The sequence below is a fragment of the Bacteroides sp. 11BF genome (assembly GCF_019633765.1).
Taxonomy (GTDB): domain Bacteria; phylum Bacteroidota; class Bacteroidia; order Bacteroidales; family Bacteroidaceae; genus Bacteroides; species Bacteroides hominis.
Window position 1 is genome coordinate 134,734 of the sequence record NZ_JAFKPJ010000012.1, and the last position, 17,233, is coordinate 151,966.

General features: G+C 50.0%; 12 protein-coding genes. 11 read left to right on the forward strand and 1 reads right to left on the reverse strand.

What is annotated here, in order from left to right:
* Nucleotides 1-15: 15 nt before the first annotated feature.
* From JZY04_RS13985 to JZY04_RS13995, 3 genes are all read left to right on the forward strand, one after another.
* Entirely contained in the window at nucleotides 16-993 is a 978-nt protein-coding gene (locus JZY04_RS13985) for a Lin1244/Lin1753 domain-containing protein (protein ID WP_122142805.1), read from the forward strand.
* Between the two features lie 475 nt (nucleotides 994-1,468).
* The gene (locus tag JZY04_RS13990) at nucleotides 1,469-2,383 is read left to right on the forward strand and encodes an Rpn family recombination-promoting nuclease/putative transposase (RefSeq protein ID WP_122142806.1); all 915 of its coding nucleotides are present in this window, start codon (nucleotides 1,469-1,471) and stop codon (nucleotides 2,381-2,383) included.
* 237 nt (nucleotides 2,384-2,620) lie between these two features.
* Nucleotides 2,621-4,489: a bifunctional DNA primase/helicase gene (locus JZY04_RS13995; RefSeq protein ID WP_122142807.1), complete on the forward strand. Its 1,869-nt coding sequence runs from the start codon at nucleotides 2,621-2,623 to the stop codon at nucleotides 4,487-4,489.
* An 18-nt stretch (nucleotides 4,490-4,507) separates the two neighbouring features.
* On the opposite strand, the gene JZY04_RS14000 is transcribed toward JZY04_RS13995, so the two are convergent.
* On the reverse strand, nucleotides 4,508-4,753 hold the full coding sequence (locus tag JZY04_RS14000) for a DUF4248 domain-containing protein (protein WP_005807688.1): 246 nt from the start codon (nucleotides 4,751-4,753) through the stop codon (nucleotides 4,508-4,510).
* A 372-nt stretch (nucleotides 4,754-5,125) separates the two neighbouring features.
* On the opposite strand from JZY04_RS14000, the gene JZY04_RS14005 reads away from it, so the two are divergent.
* From JZY04_RS14005 to JZY04_RS14040, 8 genes are all read left to right on the forward strand, one after another.
* On the forward strand, nucleotides 5,126-5,605 hold the full coding sequence (locus JZY04_RS14005; RefSeq protein ID WP_250706995.1) for an HU family DNA-binding protein: 480 nt from the start codon (nucleotides 5,126-5,128) through the stop codon (nucleotides 5,603-5,605).
* A gap of 28 nt (nucleotides 5,606-5,633) precedes the next feature.
* Nucleotides 5,634-5,729, forward strand: coding sequence for a smalltalk protein (locus tag JZY04_RS14010; protein WP_005807693.1), 96 nt, complete (start codon nucleotides 5,634-5,636; stop codon nucleotides 5,727-5,729).
* A gap of 141 nt (nucleotides 5,730-5,870) precedes the next feature.
* A complete protein-coding gene (locus tag JZY04_RS14015) occupies nucleotides 5,871-8,186 on the forward strand; it encodes a family 65 glycosyl hydrolase domain-containing protein (RefSeq protein ID WP_005780672.1) in 2,316 nt (771 codons plus the stop codon).
* 283 nt (nucleotides 8,187-8,469) lie between these two features.
* Nucleotides 8,470-9,522, forward strand: coding sequence for an efflux RND transporter periplasmic adaptor subunit (locus JZY04_RS14020; RefSeq protein WP_005807695.1), 1,053 nt, complete (start codon nucleotides 8,470-8,472; stop codon nucleotides 9,520-9,522).
* Nucleotides 9,523-9,682: 160 nt separating this feature from the next.
* Complete coding sequence (locus JZY04_RS14025) at nucleotides 9,683-12,718, forward strand: efflux RND transporter permease subunit (RefSeq protein ID WP_032535708.1); 3,036 nt, start codon at nucleotides 9,683-9,685, stop codon at nucleotides 12,716-12,718.
* Between the two features lie 26 nt (nucleotides 12,719-12,744).
* Nucleotides 12,745-14,019 (forward strand): TolC family protein, encoded by a 1,275-nt coding sequence (locus tag JZY04_RS14030; protein WP_032530678.1) that lies wholly within the window; start codon nucleotides 12,745-12,747, stop codon nucleotides 14,017-14,019.
* A gap of 229 nt (nucleotides 14,020-14,248) precedes the next feature.
* Entirely contained in the window at nucleotides 14,249-15,541 is a 1,293-nt protein-coding gene (locus JZY04_RS14035) for an LruC domain-containing protein (RefSeq protein WP_122142808.1), read from the forward strand.
* A gap of 274 nt (nucleotides 15,542-15,815) precedes the next feature.
* Nucleotides 15,816-17,168, forward strand: coding sequence for an LruC domain-containing protein (locus JZY04_RS14040; protein WP_250706976.1), 1,353 nt, complete (start codon nucleotides 15,816-15,818; stop codon nucleotides 17,166-17,168).
* The last annotated feature ends 65 nt before the right edge of the window (nucleotides 17,169-17,233 follow it).

Consider the following 17,233-nt stretch of genomic DNA (forward strand, 5'->3'; position numbering starts at 1 on the left):
TTAACTTGCACTATTATGAAATACGAATTATTTTTCCGCTATCGCGTCAGCATGATGTCCGACGACCGGGTGATCGCCCTATGCGAACAGAACGGCATAGAAGGCATAGGCATCTATACCGTCCTGCTGGCCGAGTTACGACAACACGAGGGGTATCGCTGCGCCTTTGCTTCACTGCCTGCACTGGCACGCCGCTGGAATGTATCCCTGGAAAAGCTGCAAAAGATAGTGTGCGACTTCCGCCTGTTCCGCCTCTACGCGGAAGACGAAAGCGGGCGCAGCTTCTCAAGCATCTATCTCGACGAAGAGATGAACACCGAACCGGATACCCCCGTCCGGAACCGCATTTCAACCGGGACGGACCGTCGAGAATCCGCTGCAACCGGGACTGCGGTTGCCGGAGCCACCACCGCGGGTGGAGTAAAAGTCACCGTGAAACGTGCTGCCAACGGGCGTTTCACCGCAACACGGTGTAAGAAAAAGAATATATTAAAAGAAAAAGAAGAAGAAGAGATAATCAGGGCTGCCCCCGAGCCTCCTTCCGTCCCAATAACGGAACCGCCCCGACAGCCCTCGCCGCAAAGATGGGAAACATACGTGGAGAGTGCTTTCGGCGAACAGTCGTGGCTGGAGGTGCAAGCCATGCACTCAGGCATGGGTTTCCGCTTCATGGAGCTGCTGCCACACATCCGGACATTCTTCAAGCAACATATCGTGACGTATGGCAAAGAGCAAACCCTCTTCTCCATAGCCGACGCCAAAAGTTACTTCAGCAACTTCATCCGTCGCGGCTCTACCACCCGGCAGGCGCTGGACACTGTGCTGAACCGCCTGGAAGCAACGGAACGCCGAGCAGACGCTTACCGCTTTGAGCAGCGCGACCCGCTGACAGGAGCCCGCTCTTATTGCGGAGAGCACATCCCGGACGAAGCACCGCCCCGCCCGTCGGAGAACGCCGTGTGGAGCTCCGAGTCGGGGAAGTGGACGGAATGACGGCACCACCGGAGACTAATGGCGGCAGGGAGAACGGTCTCTGCCGGCAGGAAACGTAAAGAAAACCAATATCGCTCTTTGACTTATCGGAAACGGACATTCACCACAGAGTAACACGGAGTTTTTTTAGACAAAAGAACAAAAGATTCTTTATATGTTCTTATGTTCTTTTGTCTGAAGACTCACCACAAAGTATCACAGAGTTTTTTTAGACAAAAGAACAAAAGAACAAATTATTCTTTATGTGTTCTTATGTTCTTTTGTCTGAAAACTCACCACAGAATATCACAGAGTTTTTTTAGACAGATGAACAAAAGAACAAATTATTCTTTATGTGTTCTTTTGTCTGAAAACAGACAGGGCGCAGCCGATTAATCTCTGTGTGAGACTTTGTGGTAAATTAAACAGGCTCTAATTTGGAATCATCCCTTTTAAAAGCTATATTTGCGGGATATGAATACAAAGAGGAGGTACGATAATGGATTATACAGACAGATATATCCGATTTGACTGGGCGGTGAAACGGCTGTTGCGCAATAAAGCCAACTTCGGCGTGCTGGAGGGTTTCCTCACAGTGCTGCTGAACGAACCGATACGCATCGTAGAGATACTGGAAAGTGAAGGAAACCAACAGCGCGAAAACGAGAAATTCAACCGCGTGGACATCAAGGCCCGGAACAGCAAAGACGAAATCATCATCGTAGAGGTGCAGAACACCCGCGAAATCTATTATCTGGAGCGAATCCTCTTCGGAGTGGCAAAGGCCATCACAGAGCATATCGAACTGGGAGAACTCTACTCGGAGGTGAAGAAGGTGTACTCCGTCAGCATACTCTATTTCGACATCGGACGGGGAAACGACTACCTGTATCACGGGCAGAACACTTTCGTGGGGGTACATACAGGCGACTTCCTTGAAGTGACCACTAAAGAGAAGAACGCCATCATACGGAAACTGCCTGCCGAAATCTTCCCCGAATACTTCCTGATCCGGGTGAACGAATTCAATAAAGTAGCCGTCACTCCCCTCGAAGAATGGATTGAATATCTCAAAACCGGTATCATCCGCCCGGATACAAAAGCACCCGGACTGGAAGAGGCACGCCGGAAACTGATTTATTACAACATGGATAAAAAAGAACGATTGGCGTATGACGAGCATATCAATGCTGTCATGATACAAAATGACGTGCTGAGTACAGCCGCACTGGAAGGCAGACAAGAAGGCAGACAGGAAGGACTGGCGGAAGGCAGACAGGAAGGACTTGAGAAAGGACGGATCGAAGAGAAAAGAGAAAACGCCCGAAAGATGAAATCACTGAACCTCCCGCCCGAAACCATTCACCAAATAACGGGCCTGCCCATTGAAGAAATAGAAAAGCTATCTTAAGGATACTCACCACAGAGTAACACGGAGTAGCACAGAGTTTTTTTTAGACAGATGAACAAAAGAACAAACGATTCTTTATGTGTTCTTCTGTTCTTTTATCTGAAAACTTACTACAGAGCGCAGCTAATTAATCTCTCTGTGCCCTCTGTGTCCTCTGTGGTGAAATCAAAACCATTACCCAGGTTTCCGTTTCCGGCAAGTTTAGAGCAAACGCCTAAAAACAAATGGAAATCGACCATGAAATCATTTAATTTTCGTGAACTCGGCATCGAATTTGATGCCTACGGCCGCACAGCAGGCCACATCAAGACCAAATGTCCCCGATGTATCGGGCAGAGAAGCAACAAAAGTGACAAGTCCCTTTCGGTGGACCTGGACTCAGGACTCTACAAATGCCATTACTGCGGATGGAGCGGAGTGGCAGACGACGGAAGCGGAAAGCATGGCGGACGAAAGACAGGAGATCCGCTGGTGGACTTCCCCGCCGAAAGAAACCGGACAAGCCCCCGGACAACAGCCCCGGACGGCACCGCTGCCCCCCAACGCCCCCAAAAACCTGCCAACGAAACCCCTCTCACTCCGGTACAACTGAAATGGCTGGCGGACGAACGCCACATCAGTGCACACGCGGCGGAACAACTGCACATCACCTCGTCGGTGCAATACATGCCCCAAAGCGGACTTGAAGAACCCTGTCTCTGCTTCAACTATCTGGAAGAGGGACGGCTGGTAAACATCAAGTTCCGTGCCACGCTCCATAAACACTTCAAAATGCTCACCGGAGCGGAACTGATTCCCTACAACATCGACGGCATCAAAGGCACCCCGGAATGTATCATCACCGAAGGAGAGTTGGATGCAGCCGCCTTTGTCACGGCAGGGCGCACTGACGTGATATCGGTGCCCGGAGGTGCCAACCGTAACCTGAAGTGGATGGACCGCTTTGTGGACAGCCATTTCGAAGATAAGCGGGTGATCTACATAGCCGGCGATGCCGACCCGAAAGGGGAAGAACTGAAACAGGAGTTGCTCCGCCGCCTGGGACGCGAACGTTGCAGGGTGGTCAGCTACGGCGAAGGGTGCAAAGACGCCAACGAGCTCTTGGTAAAGGCAGGTCCGGAAGCATTGTCGCAGGCGCTTGCCGACGCTCCGGAGATGCCGTTGGAAGGCGTATATACAGCGGCCGATGTGGACGAAGAGATGCGCATACTTTTTGAAAACGGACTGTCACGGGGAGCGGAAACGGGACTGAAGAACCTGGACGACCTCTGCACCTTCGAGACCGGAAGGCTCTGCGTCATCACGGGACACCCGGGCGACGGAAAATCGGAGTTCACGGACGAACTGGTGCTGCGCCTCTGCCTCAACCACCAATGGCGGACAGCTTATTTCAGCCCCGAAAACCAACCCCTCCCCTATCACCTGGCCAAACTGACCGAAAAACTGACCGGACAGCGTTTCCGCAAGGGACTGATGACCGAAATGCTCTACGAGAAAGCGCAACGCTATCTGGCGGAAAACATTTCGAGCATCCTGCCCAAAGAAGATTTCACCGTAGAATCGATACTGGAACGGGCACGCCAACTGGTGAGGAGGCGGGGCATCCGCATACTGGTACTGGACCCTTTCAACCGGCTGGAACACCGCATCCCGGGCGGACAGACGGAAACGCAATATATCTCGGCATTCCTCGACCTGCTGGCAAACTTCGCCCAAAGACACCAATGCCTCGTCATCCTCGTGGCGCATCCACGCAAGATGCAGACAGACCCGCTGACGAAACGCCTGCCCGTACCCACACTGCAGGACATCAACGGATCGGCGGCATTCGTCAATAAATGTGACTTCGGACTGGTGATAGAGCGCGACCGGCAGGCAGGGGTGACACGGGTACACGTGAAAAAAGTGAAATTCCGCCATTTAGGGAATATCGGTGAGTGCAGCTTTGTGTTCAACCCGGTCAACGGGCGGTACTCACCCTGCGAAGAGGACACCACGGCGGAACGCACCGGCGACCGGATACGGAACACACAGTTCGACTCCAAACACTGGTTCGGAATGGGCGGAAATGCGGAGACCGAAAAAACGCTCGATTTCCTGCCGTGAAAGGCCGCCCCGCCATCGTCATCCCGGTTCGCCGATCGCCTCTACGATCAGTTCCACCTGGGCGGGCGTATAGCGCTTGTCTTTAGTACGCAGCCCGGTAGCGGAAAGGGCCTCCGTCAGACCGGGAGACTTGCCGATCCATTTGCGCAATTCGCTTGCGGCACTCTTAGGACTGATTTCGGGCATATAGAGCGAGGCCAGTTCGGACTTGCCATAACTCTTTATCCGGAACTTTTTCTCTGTGGTTTCTGGTTTCTTTTCCATACTGTTTTTTTGAGTTGGGTTCACCACAGAGGACACAGAGGACACAGAGTTTTAAATTCTTGTTTATTAAGATCTTTAAGAGAAAAATATTCTCTGTGTCCTCCGTGTACTCTGTGGTGAACCGGATTCATTTTTGCTTTGTGACACTTATTGATTCAGAGTACTAAGATACTAAAAAAGCAGTGGACGGGCAAGGCTTCTTGTCCGTTTTTATCTTCAAAAAGGCACTTACGGGACCAAAGTGCCGCCAATGCCCGCATCTTGCCCCGGACAGCCTGTGGGATAAAGCATAAGTACTACCTTTACATCGTAATCAGAAAGGCCTTGATGTATTACAGAAAGAAAACATTTTATGAATCCAAAAAACATTTTATTATGGCAGTACCTGTGATGCGCTATCAGCGCTACAAAGATCTGAGCGACAAATCGTCGCCCCAAAAGTATTATCTGAAACAAGAGCCGGGCAGCTCCAAAACAGCTACCATCGCCTCCATCGCCAAAGAGATAGAAATCACCGGAGCCCTGAGCGCGGAAGACGTGACACACGTCATGCAGGCATTCGTCCGGCAACTGAAAAAGTCGCTGGTGGAGGGAAACAAAGTGAAGGTGGACGGGCTCGGTACGTTCTACATCACGCTGACTTCCGCCGGAACGGAAACGGAAAAAGAGTGTACCGTAAAGGGTATCAGGCGTGTACATATCCGCTTTGCCGTGGACAACAGTCTGCGACTGGCAAACGACAGCACGGCTACCACCCGCGGAGGAGAGAACAATGTGTCGTTCTACATCAAGAGTGAAACGCCCTCCGGCAACGGAGGCGACGGAGATATTGTAGATGATCCGACGGCATAAAAATGAATATTTTAAAACACACGAAGCAATGAAAAAAACAATCTGGCACAAAGTGCTGAAAGTGGTGATAGCCGTGGCTACTGCCATACTCGGAGCATTGGGAGTCAACGCAATGAATCCTTAGACGATCGATTATCGACATGAATACCCTGCGGGACCCTGTGTCCTCCACGGTAAAAAAAAGACTTTTGATGCACAATGATTGTGCATCAGAAGTTTTTTTTGTATCTTAGGTGCCGATCTAAAAAACACAATCCCAATGACCATGAAAAAATTCCTCAAGGTAGACGAATGGAACATCATAGAAGAAGGTTTTCACGCCGACAACCTTCGCGCTTCGGAAAGTATATTCAGCCTCGGTAACGGACGTTTCGGACAGCGGGGCAATTTTGAAGAGTCCTACAGCAGCGACTCCCTGCAGGGATCATACGTAGCAGGAATCACTTTTCTGGACCGCACCCGTGTGGGATGGTGGAAAAACGGTTACCCGCGATTCTTCTCACGCATACCGAACACTCCGGACTGGAGCGGCATCTACGTGCGCCTGATCGACGAGGAACTGGATCTGGCACACTGGGATGTGGAGAGCTATGAACGCAGGCTGGACATGAAGGCGGGAATCTCGTACCGTGACTTCAGGGTGACTTCGCCCAAAGGCAACACGCTGGAAGTGCACGTAGAGCACATCAACAGCATGGACAACCAGAACCTGTGTCTGATAAAATACAGTGTGACATCGGTGAACTATGAAGGCAAAATCTCGCTGGTACCCTATCTGAACGGCGACGTGAAGCACGAAAGCGCCAATTTCGACGAAAAGATGTGGAACATCCTGCGTGCCGAAACCACCAACGACTACGCTTACCTCTGGGCGCAAACCCGGCGGGAAGATTCACAAATCTGCTGCGCACTGACGTACCGTTTTTTCAGGAACAGCAAGCAGATAAGCGTCAGCCCCATCAAGATAGAAAAAGAAAAACTGACAGGATTCAGCGCCGGAGCGGACGTGAAGCCCGGCGAGAAGGTGACTCTTATCAAGTACACCGCCATCGTGTCGTCGCTGCAATGTGACCGTCAGGAGTTGGTAGAGCGCGCTGTGAACGAAGCCAAAGCAGCCAGGGAGCAGGGATGGGAATCGCTGACGGCAGCCCATAAGGAGCGGTGGGCAAAAATCTGGGAGGAGACGGACGTGGAGATCAAAGGAGACCCGGAAGCACAGCAGGGCATACGGTTCAACATCTTCCAGCTGAACCAGAGCTATCAGGGAGACGACGAGCGGCTGAACATCGGTCCGAAGGGATTCACGGGAGAAAAATACGGCGGCAACACGCAATGGAACACAGAATTGTGCTGTGTGCCCTACTTCCTGCTGTCCACCCCGAGAGAAGTGTGCCGCAAACTGTTGCTCTACCGCTATAACCAGTTGCCCAAAGCCATCGAAAACGCACGTAAACTGGGATTTACCGACGGGGCGGCACTCTATCCGATGGTGACCATCCACGGAGAAGAATGCCACAACGAGTGGGAAATCACTTTCGAAGAGATACACCGCAACAACATCATAGTATATGCCATCATGCAGTATGCCAGGGTGACAGGCAACAAAGAGTACATTGCCCGCTACGGACTGGAGGTGATGATTGCCATCTGCCGGTTCTGGAGCCAGCGGGTATCCTACTCGCAGGCACGGCAAAAATTTGTGCTGTTGGGAGTGACGGGGCCTAACGAATACGAAAACAACGTCAACAACAACTGGTACACCAACTTCTCCTGCGTGCAATGCCTGCAAAGCACCATAGACAGCATCGAGATGGTGGCCCACGAATTTCCGGAAGAGTATGCACGGGTGCGCCGTGTCACCCGCTTCAATTATGCCGAAGAGACTTCGCGCTGGCAGAAGATCATCGACGGAATGTATCTCCCCCGGGACGAACAACAGGGCATCTTCATACAGGATGACGGCTATCCGGACAAGGAGCTGACCACGGTGGACGATATCCCGGCAAACGAACGGCCGATCAACCAATGGTGGTCATGGGACCGTATCCTGCGTTCGTGCTACATCAAGCAGAGCGACGTGCTGTTAGGACTGTTCCTGTATTACGAAAACTTTGACCGTGAAACGATTCTCCGGAACTTCCGGTTCTACGAACCCCGTACCGTACACGAATCATCCCTGTCACCTTTTGTCCACGCCATTCTGGCTGCCTGGATAGGCGACACGGAAGAAGCCTACCGCCTCTTCCTGCATGCCACGCGCCTGGATCTGGACGACTATAATAATGAGGTACACCAAGGATTGCACATCACAAGCATGGCAGGAAGTTGGCAGGTCATCGTACGCGGATTTGCGGGAATGAAAATACTGGACGGACAGCTCGACTTCAACCCCATCATCCCCCAAGCGTGGGACAGCTATACATTCAAAGTAAATTTCCGTGGATGCACCCTGCAGATGAAAGTCGAAAAACAGGCGATAAAAATCTCTCTTTTAGAAGGATGTGAGTTGAACATCCGTATCTCCGAAGTTGTTTATAACCTGAAAAAGGGTAAAGATTTGACTGTACCGAGGCAGAAATAAACGATCAACGGTTTTCAACGATGAACGAGGGCTCACCACAGAGGACACAGAGGACACAGAGAAGATTTTCTCTTAAAATAATCCTATAAACAAGAGATTAAAACTCTGTGTCCTCTGTGTCCTCCGTGGTGAGCCCTCGTTCATCGTAACCAAGTCTCGCCACACCCGCCTCAGGTTGTTAATAATATTAAATTATCAAACCGGAAAACTGTTTATAGTTTTTCAGTTTCATATCTTTACCCCCTCAAAATGAGACTAAACAGACTCTTAATCAATGGGAAATATGAGAAAAAACTATGGATGTATCCTCGCAGCACTTATTCTATTAACGGCTTGCGGACAAAAAAAAGAAGACAATGCGGCAACAGTACGCCCCGTAAAGACGGCCAGGGTAGAGTCCCGGTCGGAAATCAGAAAGGACTTTTCGGGCATTGTAGAAGCTGTAGATTATGTGAAACTGGCCTTCCGCGTGAGCGGACAGATCATCAACCTGCCGGTGGTAGAAGGCCAGCGGGTCAAAAAAGGACAACTGATTGCGGCCATCGACCCGCGCGACCTGGCCTTGCAGTATGCAGCAGACAAATCGGCTTACGAAACCGCCGCTGCCCAAGTGGAACGTAACAAACGATTATTGGCACGGCAGGCTATCTCGGTACAAGAATATGAAATCAGCGTATCGACTTTCCAACAAAAGAAATCGGCTTACGAACTTTCGAGCAACAATATGCGCGACACCAAACTGACCGCCCCTTTCGACGGGTCTATCGAGAAAAGGTTAGTGGAGAACTATCAGCGCGTGAACTCGGGCGAAGGCATTGTGCAGCTGGTCAACACCAAGAAACTGCGCATCAAGTTCACCATCCCCGATGCTTACCTTTATCTGCTCCGTTCCAAAGACCAACACTTCCGCGTGGAGTTCGATACATACCGCGGACACATCTTCAATGCCAAACTGGAGGAATATCTCGACATCTCGACGGACGGTACGGGTATCCCGGTGACGATCACCATCGACGATCCCGCTTTCGACCATGCCCTGTATGAGGTGAAACCGGGTTTCACGTGCAGCATCCGCTTCTCGGCCGATGTAGGTCCGTTCCTGGAAGAAACCATGACGGTAGTGCCACTGAGTGCCATATTCGGTGAAAGCGAAGGAAACAAAACCTACGTGTGGGTACTGAACGGGAATCAGGTAAACCGCCGTGAAGTAACCGTTTACTCTCCGACGGGAGACGCACAGGCCTTTATCTCGAAAGGACTGAAAGCAGGGGAAACGGTAATAATAGCCGGCGTAACACAACTGGTGGAAGGCGAAACGGTGAAGGAACTGAAATAAGAGTGCCCACTCAACGCAATAGAAATGAATACGATTCACCACGGAGGACACAGAGGACACAGAGTTTTAATCTCTTGTTTATAGGATTATTTTAAGAGAAAATCTTCTCTGTGTCCTCTGTGCCCTCTGTGGTGAATCAAACTCAAAACCATATACAATCATGAATTTAGCCAAATATTCATTAGACAATACCAAAGTCATCTACTTTTTTCTGGCTGTATTGCTGATCGGAGGTATCTCCTCTTTCAGCAGCCTGGGTAAGAAGGAAGATGCTCCTTTTGTCATCAAATCGGCCGTCATCATGACGCGCTATCCCGGTGCCGAGCCCGCCGAAGTGGAACGGCTGATCACCGAGCCCATCTCCCGTGAGATACAGAGCATGAGCGGAGTATACAAGATCAAGTCCGAATCCATGTACGGCATTTCCAAAATCACGTTCGAACTGCTCCCCTCGCTACCGGCTTCCTCCATCCCCCAGAAATGGGACGAACTACGGCGCAAAGTGCTCAACATACAACCCCAATTGCCAAGCGGAGCTTCGGTACCCACAGTATCGGACGACTTCGGTGACGTATTCGGTATCTACTACGGCCTGACAGCCGACGACGGATTCAGCTACGAAGAAATGAGGGACTGGGCCGAACGCATCAAGACACAGGTGGTCACTGCCGACGGGGTGATGAAAGTTGCACTGTTCGGCACACAGACCGAGGTGGTGAATATATTCGTCTCGGTGAACAAGCTGGCAGGCATGGGTATCGATCCCAAACAGCTGGCAAGCCTGCTGCAATCGCAGAACCAGATTATCAACACCGGAGAAATCAGCGCCGGCGAACAGCAGTTGCGCATAGTAGCCAACGGTATGTATACCACGGTGGACGACATCCGGAACCAGGTAATCACCACCCGCGCCGGACAGGTAAAACTGGGTGACATCGCCGTCATAGAGAAAGGATACATGGACCCGCCGGGCACCATCATGCGTGTCAATGGGAAACGTGCCATCGGTATCGGCGTATCTACCGACCCGCAACGCGACGTGGTGCTGACGGGTGAGATGGTAGACCAGAAACTGGCCGAACTCCTCCCACTGATGCCTGTGGGACTGAACCTGGAAAGCCTTTATCTTGAAAACGTCATAGCCAAAGAGGCGAACAACGGATTTATCATCAACCTGATTGAGTCGATCCTGATCGTAATTGTCATCATCATGCTGGTGATGGGGATGCGTGCCGGAGTATTGATCGGCTCTTCACTGGTCTTCTCCATCGGAGGTACGCTGCTTATCATGTCCTTCATGGGTGTAGGACTCAACCGTACGTCACTGGCGGGATTTATCATCGCCATGGGTATGCTGGTGGACAACGCCATCGTGGTGACGGACAATGCGCAGATAGCCATCGCCCGCGGAGTGGACCGCCGGAAAGCATTGATCGACGGAGCCACCGGACCACAATGGGGATTGCTGGGAGCCACGTTCATCGCCATCTGCTCGTTCCTGCCGCTTTATCTGGCACCTTCGTCCGTGGCGGAAATCGTGAAGCCGCTTTTCGTCGTACTGGCCATCTCACTGGGATTGAGCTGGGTGCTGGCACTGACACAAACCACCGTATTCGGAAACTTTATCCTGAAAGCCAAGGCCAAAAATGCAGGCAAAGATCCGTACGACAAACCGTTCTACCACAAATTCGAAAAGATACTGAGCGTCCTGATCCGGCGCAAAATTGTGACGTTAGGGTCGATGATCGTGCTCTTCATCGTCTCACTGGTGGTGATGGGAATGATGCCGCAAAACTTCTTCCCGTCACTGGACAAGCCCTACTTCCGCGCCGACGTGTTTTATCCGGACGGATATGGGGTGAACGACGTGGCCCGGGAGATGAAGAAAGTGGAAGCCCATCTGCAAAAACTGCCGGAAGTGAAAAAAGTATCGATCACCTTCGGAAGCACTCCGCTGCGTTACTACCTGGCGTCTACCTCCGTAGGGCCGAAGCCGAACTTTGCCAATGTATTGGTGGAACTGAACGACAGCAAGTATACCAAAGAGTATGAAGAACAGTTCGACGGTTACATGAAAGCCAACTTTCCGAACGCCATCACCCGTACGAGCCTCTTCAAACTGTCGCCGGCTGTGGATGCAGCCATCGAAATCGGTTTCATCGGGCCCAATGTGGACACGCTGGTGGCACTGACCAACCAGGCACTGGAGATCATGCACCGGAACCCTGACCTTATTAATATACGTAACTCGTGGGGAAATAAAATACCCATCTGGAAACCGATCTACAGCCCGGAACGGGCACAACCCCTGGGAGTCTCCCGCCAAGGCATGGCTCAAAGCATCCAGATCGGGACAAACGGCATGACTCTCGGTGAATTCCGCGAAGGAGACCAGGTGCTGCCGATTCTGCTGAAAGGCAACAGTGTGACGGATTCCTTCCGCATCAACGACCTGCGTACATTACCGGTATTCGGCAACGGGCCGGAAACCACCAGCCTGGAGCAGGTAGTATCGGAGTTCGACTTCCGCTATCGCTTCTCAAATGTGAAGGATTACAACCGCCAGATGGTGATGATGGCGCAATGCGATCCTCGGAGGGGAGTGAATGCCATCGCGGCCTTCAACCAGATATGGTCGCAGGTGCAAAAAGAGATCAAGGTTCCGGAAGGATACACCCTGAAATACTTCGGCGAACAGGAAAGCCAGGTGGAATCGAACGAAGCTCTGGCAAAAAACCTGCCGCTGACCTTCTTCCTGATGTTCACCACCCTGCTGCTGCTGTTTAAAACCTACCGCAAGCCGACGGTAATCTTGCTGATGCTGCCACTGATATTTATCGGTATCGTACTGGGATTGCTGCTGTTAGGCAAGTCGTTCGACTTCTTCGCCATCCTCGGTTTGCTGGGACTGATCGGTATGAACATCAAAAATGCCATTGTACTGGTGGACCAGATCGACATCGAAAGTCGATCGGGACTCGATCCGCGCGAAGCCGTGATAAAGGCAACCGTCAGCCGTATCGTACCGGTGGCCATGGCTTCGGGTACAACGATCTTAGGTATGCTTCCGTTGCTGTTCGACGCCATGTTCGGCGGAATGGCGGCTACCATCATGGGCGGACTGCTTGTGGCTTCGGCACTGACACTGTTTGTGCTTCCGGTAGCTTATTGCGCCATCCACAGGATTAAGGGATAAAGAAATGAACTAAAATTAAAAAGTATATGATGAAGAATAAACTTATACTTCTGTTTGCATTGGGACTTTGTACACAAGTGCAGGCACAAGCCCCGCATCTGAGCCGTGAGGCATATCGTGACCGTGTGGAAGCTTACAGCCAGGTGCTGAAACAGCAGCATCTGAAATCAATGGCAAGCACGGACGCACGGAAAATAGCCTTTACAGGATTCCTGCCCAAAGTGGACATCTCCGCCGAGGGAACACTGAACCTGAAAGAGATGGACTCCTGGGACGGACCGGCCGGACAATACCGCAACCACACTTATCAAGGGGTATTCGTCGTGTCGCAGCCACTCTATACAGGCGGTGCCCTGCAAGCCCAAAACCGTATAGCCCAAGCTGACGAAAAACTCGATCAGCTGAGCGAAGAGCTGACACGCGACCAGATTCACTATCAGAGTGATGCCTTTTATTGGAACGCCTCTTCAGCCCGTGCCATGCTCGACGCTTCGGCACAATATCAGGAAATCGTAGAGAAACAATATGAAATCATCCAGGACCGTTTTAAAGACGGCGCTATCAGCCGCACCGACCTGCTGATGATTTCGACACGCCGTAAGGAAGCCGAACTTCAATACATCAGCGCACGCCAGAATTATACACTGGCTCTACAGAAACTCAATATCCTGATGGGAGAAGAACCCAACGCTCCCGTAGACAGCCTTTGCTCCATCGGTGTCGTGTGTCCGCCTGTCACCTTGCTCCCACTGGACGATGTGCTGCAACGCCGTGCCGACTTTGCCAGCACAGAAGTCAACATCCAGAAAAGCGAGGCGCAACGCAAGGCAGCCCTGAGCCAGTACAATCCGCAAGTAAGCATGTACGTCACCGGCGGATGGGCCACCGCTTCTCCCAACATGGGATATGACGTGAAGTTTACCCCCATCGTAGGCATGAGCGTAAATATCCCCGTGCTACGCTGGGGAGCCAGGTTCAAGACCAACCGGCAACAGAAAGCCTACACGGGTATACAGAAGTTGCAGCAAAGCTACGTAGTAGACCAGATCAACCAGGAACTGGCTGCCGCACTGACCAAGCTGCAGGAAACGGAAGAGCAGGTGAAGACAGCCAAAGAAAATAAAGAGCTGGCAGAAGAAAACCTGGACCTGATCACCTTCTCCTACAACGAAGGAAAAGCAAATATGGTCGACGTACTCTCGGCACAACTTTCGTGGACACAGGCACATACCAGCCTGATTAATGCTTACCTGGCAGAGAAAATGGCAGTGGCAGAATACAGAAAGGTTATCAGCGAATAAACGAAAGCTCTATTTTATACAGACAGAGGCTCTATTCTGGGTGAATAGAGCCTCTGTTTCGTATATACGCAGCCTCTATTCCGCCAAAAGTTGACTATTCCAACCACATATACACATAGAAAATCAACATTTTATATAAAAATCAGACATAGAGTAACATAATATACAACTTTTCATTGTATATTTGCAGTCACAAACGAACAAGTAAATAATCCTAATCACAAAAATAATGAAAACAACGCATTGGATGATGTACACCCTACTGGGAGCAACACTTGCTTTAACAGCATGTGTTGAGGATGACAAAGACCTCTCACAACCCAAAGAACCGGAAAAAACGACAGACCTGGTCATACCGGATGACGCGGACTGGACCACTACAAGGAGTGTCAATCTCTCCATTACTTCGCCCGTGGCAACACGAGTGGCGATTTATACCGACGCATCATGCACCAACGCAAGTTTACTGACAGAACTGCCTGTATCCGACGTTGCCAAAAACATCCGGCTGGATGTAGCCAAGGCAGACCGGGCATTATACATACAGTATGCTACAAGCAAAGGGAAAGAAATGATGAACATCCCCCTCAATACGGCTTCTACACGTGCAGAGACCTTGGTCAAACTGCCGGAAAACGTGAGTGGATTTGATACAAACGGAGGAGAGGGTGCATACAGATATCAATGGTATCCCGCAAAAGGAGAAACGGCAACCCTGATGATGGAAGATAACTGGCCCGAAATGGGAGATTATGATTTCAACGATTTCGTTATCTGGTATCACGCGCAAGCGATCTTCTTTGACGGCGGCAACGGAAGCAAAGATTCTTATGACGCAGACGGAGTTGAATTTGAAATCACTTTCCGTGCAATGGGAGGCTATCTGCCTTATCGCCTGGGACTGCAATTGGACCAAACATCTGCCAGATATATCGACGAGGTGATCGAAATAAACGGGAACAACCTTGTTAAGATGGAACTTCAGAATCCCGGAGAAGACGCTCCTGCTATCTTCATATTCACCGGCACCGATCAATTACGGAAACAGAATAACGGCGGAACATTCTATAATACCGAAGCCGACCATCAAATAGCAGCCAATGACCTGGTAACGATTAAATACAGATTAAAGATGAACTGCTTCAATGACAAAGAAAAAACAAAGGCATTATGGGCGACGGCAACCTCAGAAAATCAGAACTTCTTCCTCCAGAAAGAAAAGAACGGAGGACGCGAAATTCACCTGAGAGGTTACGAACCGACAGCTTATTACAGTGGTTCGTATGCCGGTGAAGCCGGAAACAATATGCGCAGTGACATCAAATATTGCAGTACCGACAATTTCGTGTGGGGTATCAAAGTGCCTGTTAAGCTTGCACATCCACGTGAAAAAACAGATATCATGAAAGTTTACGGCAAGTTCAGAAGCTGGATCACTAATCCGAATCTCTCACTGGACAGTCCGGAAGACTACAACGAAAACTGGTATAAATATCTCGATTCATCTCAAGCAATAGAATAAACCATCAAACATTTCATACCCCGATCCTATTATTCGGATAGGTATTTGTTTGATTTATTTTTCAGCCTGCTCGGTCATTCCCCCCTTGACTGTGGCAGGCTGAAGTTTTTCTTTATTGATTCTCTTCGCACGAATAGACTATCAAACCCTTAAAAGTTGAACATTTCAACCATTTCCACCACATTCTTTGCGTGATTTGACAATATATACAATAAGTTTGTATCAAGATTCAAACAGAACACACAGCAAACTTACATAGAATATACATCAAATCATGAAAAGAATGAAAACAGCAATGTACACATTAGCAGGATTAATGTGTCTTTTGACATCTTGTGTAGAAGATGACAAAGATCTTTCAGTGCCTACCGCGCACACCACCGATCTGGTTATACCGGATGGTTTCGATTGGTCTACTACACGCAACGTTACTCTCGCAACCAATGCGCCACATGCCATTTCCGCTTCCATCTATCTGGACAAAGCATGTTCCGAACAGATAGCAGACCTTGCCATCCCGGAAGGGGGCAACAGTGCCTCTTTGGAAGTACCGAGTGCAAATAATGCCATCTGGATCAAATATCCGGTAACGAATGGGGGATACGAAACACAAAAGATAAGCATCAAGTCGAAAGCCACCACACGGAGTGAATCATATGTATGGACCGCCGACTGCCTGTTTCCAGACAGGGGAACAGTAGAAAGTGGCTGGCCTGCTTCCACTGTATATAAACCCGCTAAAAATGGATATGGTACACTTATGTTTGAAGACATGTGGCCTGAAATGGGAGACTATGATTTCAACGACTTCGTGATAAACTATCGGGCGCAAACAACTTGGGGCGGTTCCTCCTCCTTTGGCAAAAATAGCTATCTGGATATTACCATCAGCCTGAAGCTCCGTGCGATGGGAGGAAGTTTACCTTATCGTTTCTGCATTCAGTTGCCGGGTAAAGCAACGGATATGGAGGGAGACCCTATCTCTTCACCTACATTCAGCAGAGAACTGATCAAAGATTTTAAAATCGAATCGGCTACTAAAGGTATTGGTGTAGAGTTTCTCGCAAATACCCAAAGCCCCATATTCGCCTTGACAGGGCTTAATAACTTAAAGGGGACGGACGGAAACCAATTCTACAACACACAAGCAGGTAAATTGATCGCATCCAGTGCGGAAACGCCGACCCTGGTTTTCTCCTTCAAATTACAATTAAGCCCGGAGACTGCATCCAGTACATTTGGCAATTTCTCTACTGCATACGACTTTGACTATTTCCTCCAGAATACCAATAACGGACGTGAAATACACTTCGTCGGATTTAAACCCACAGAATTATATAAAGGTTATGAAACTGACCGGAAAGAGGCAGGAAAGAACTATTATTGTAATAAAGGCGGCTTTGTATGGGCACTGAAAGCACCTGTTGAAATGGGATGGGCAGTAGAGAAAATAGATTTGCTGGGAGTTTATCCGAGATTTAAGAGCTGGTTGGAGAACGGAGGATCCGATTTAACAGGAGAGCCCGATATACCCGGATCTGGAGATCCGGAAGGAGAATCGAACAAAGAAAGCAGGTGGTATAATTACCCCGAAGGCAGTTCGTACATCAATCCCCAAAAACACTAATCATTCATCTCAATAGTAAAAATTAGTATCGGTTTTCTAATGACTATGCGAATGTTGCCGACAGA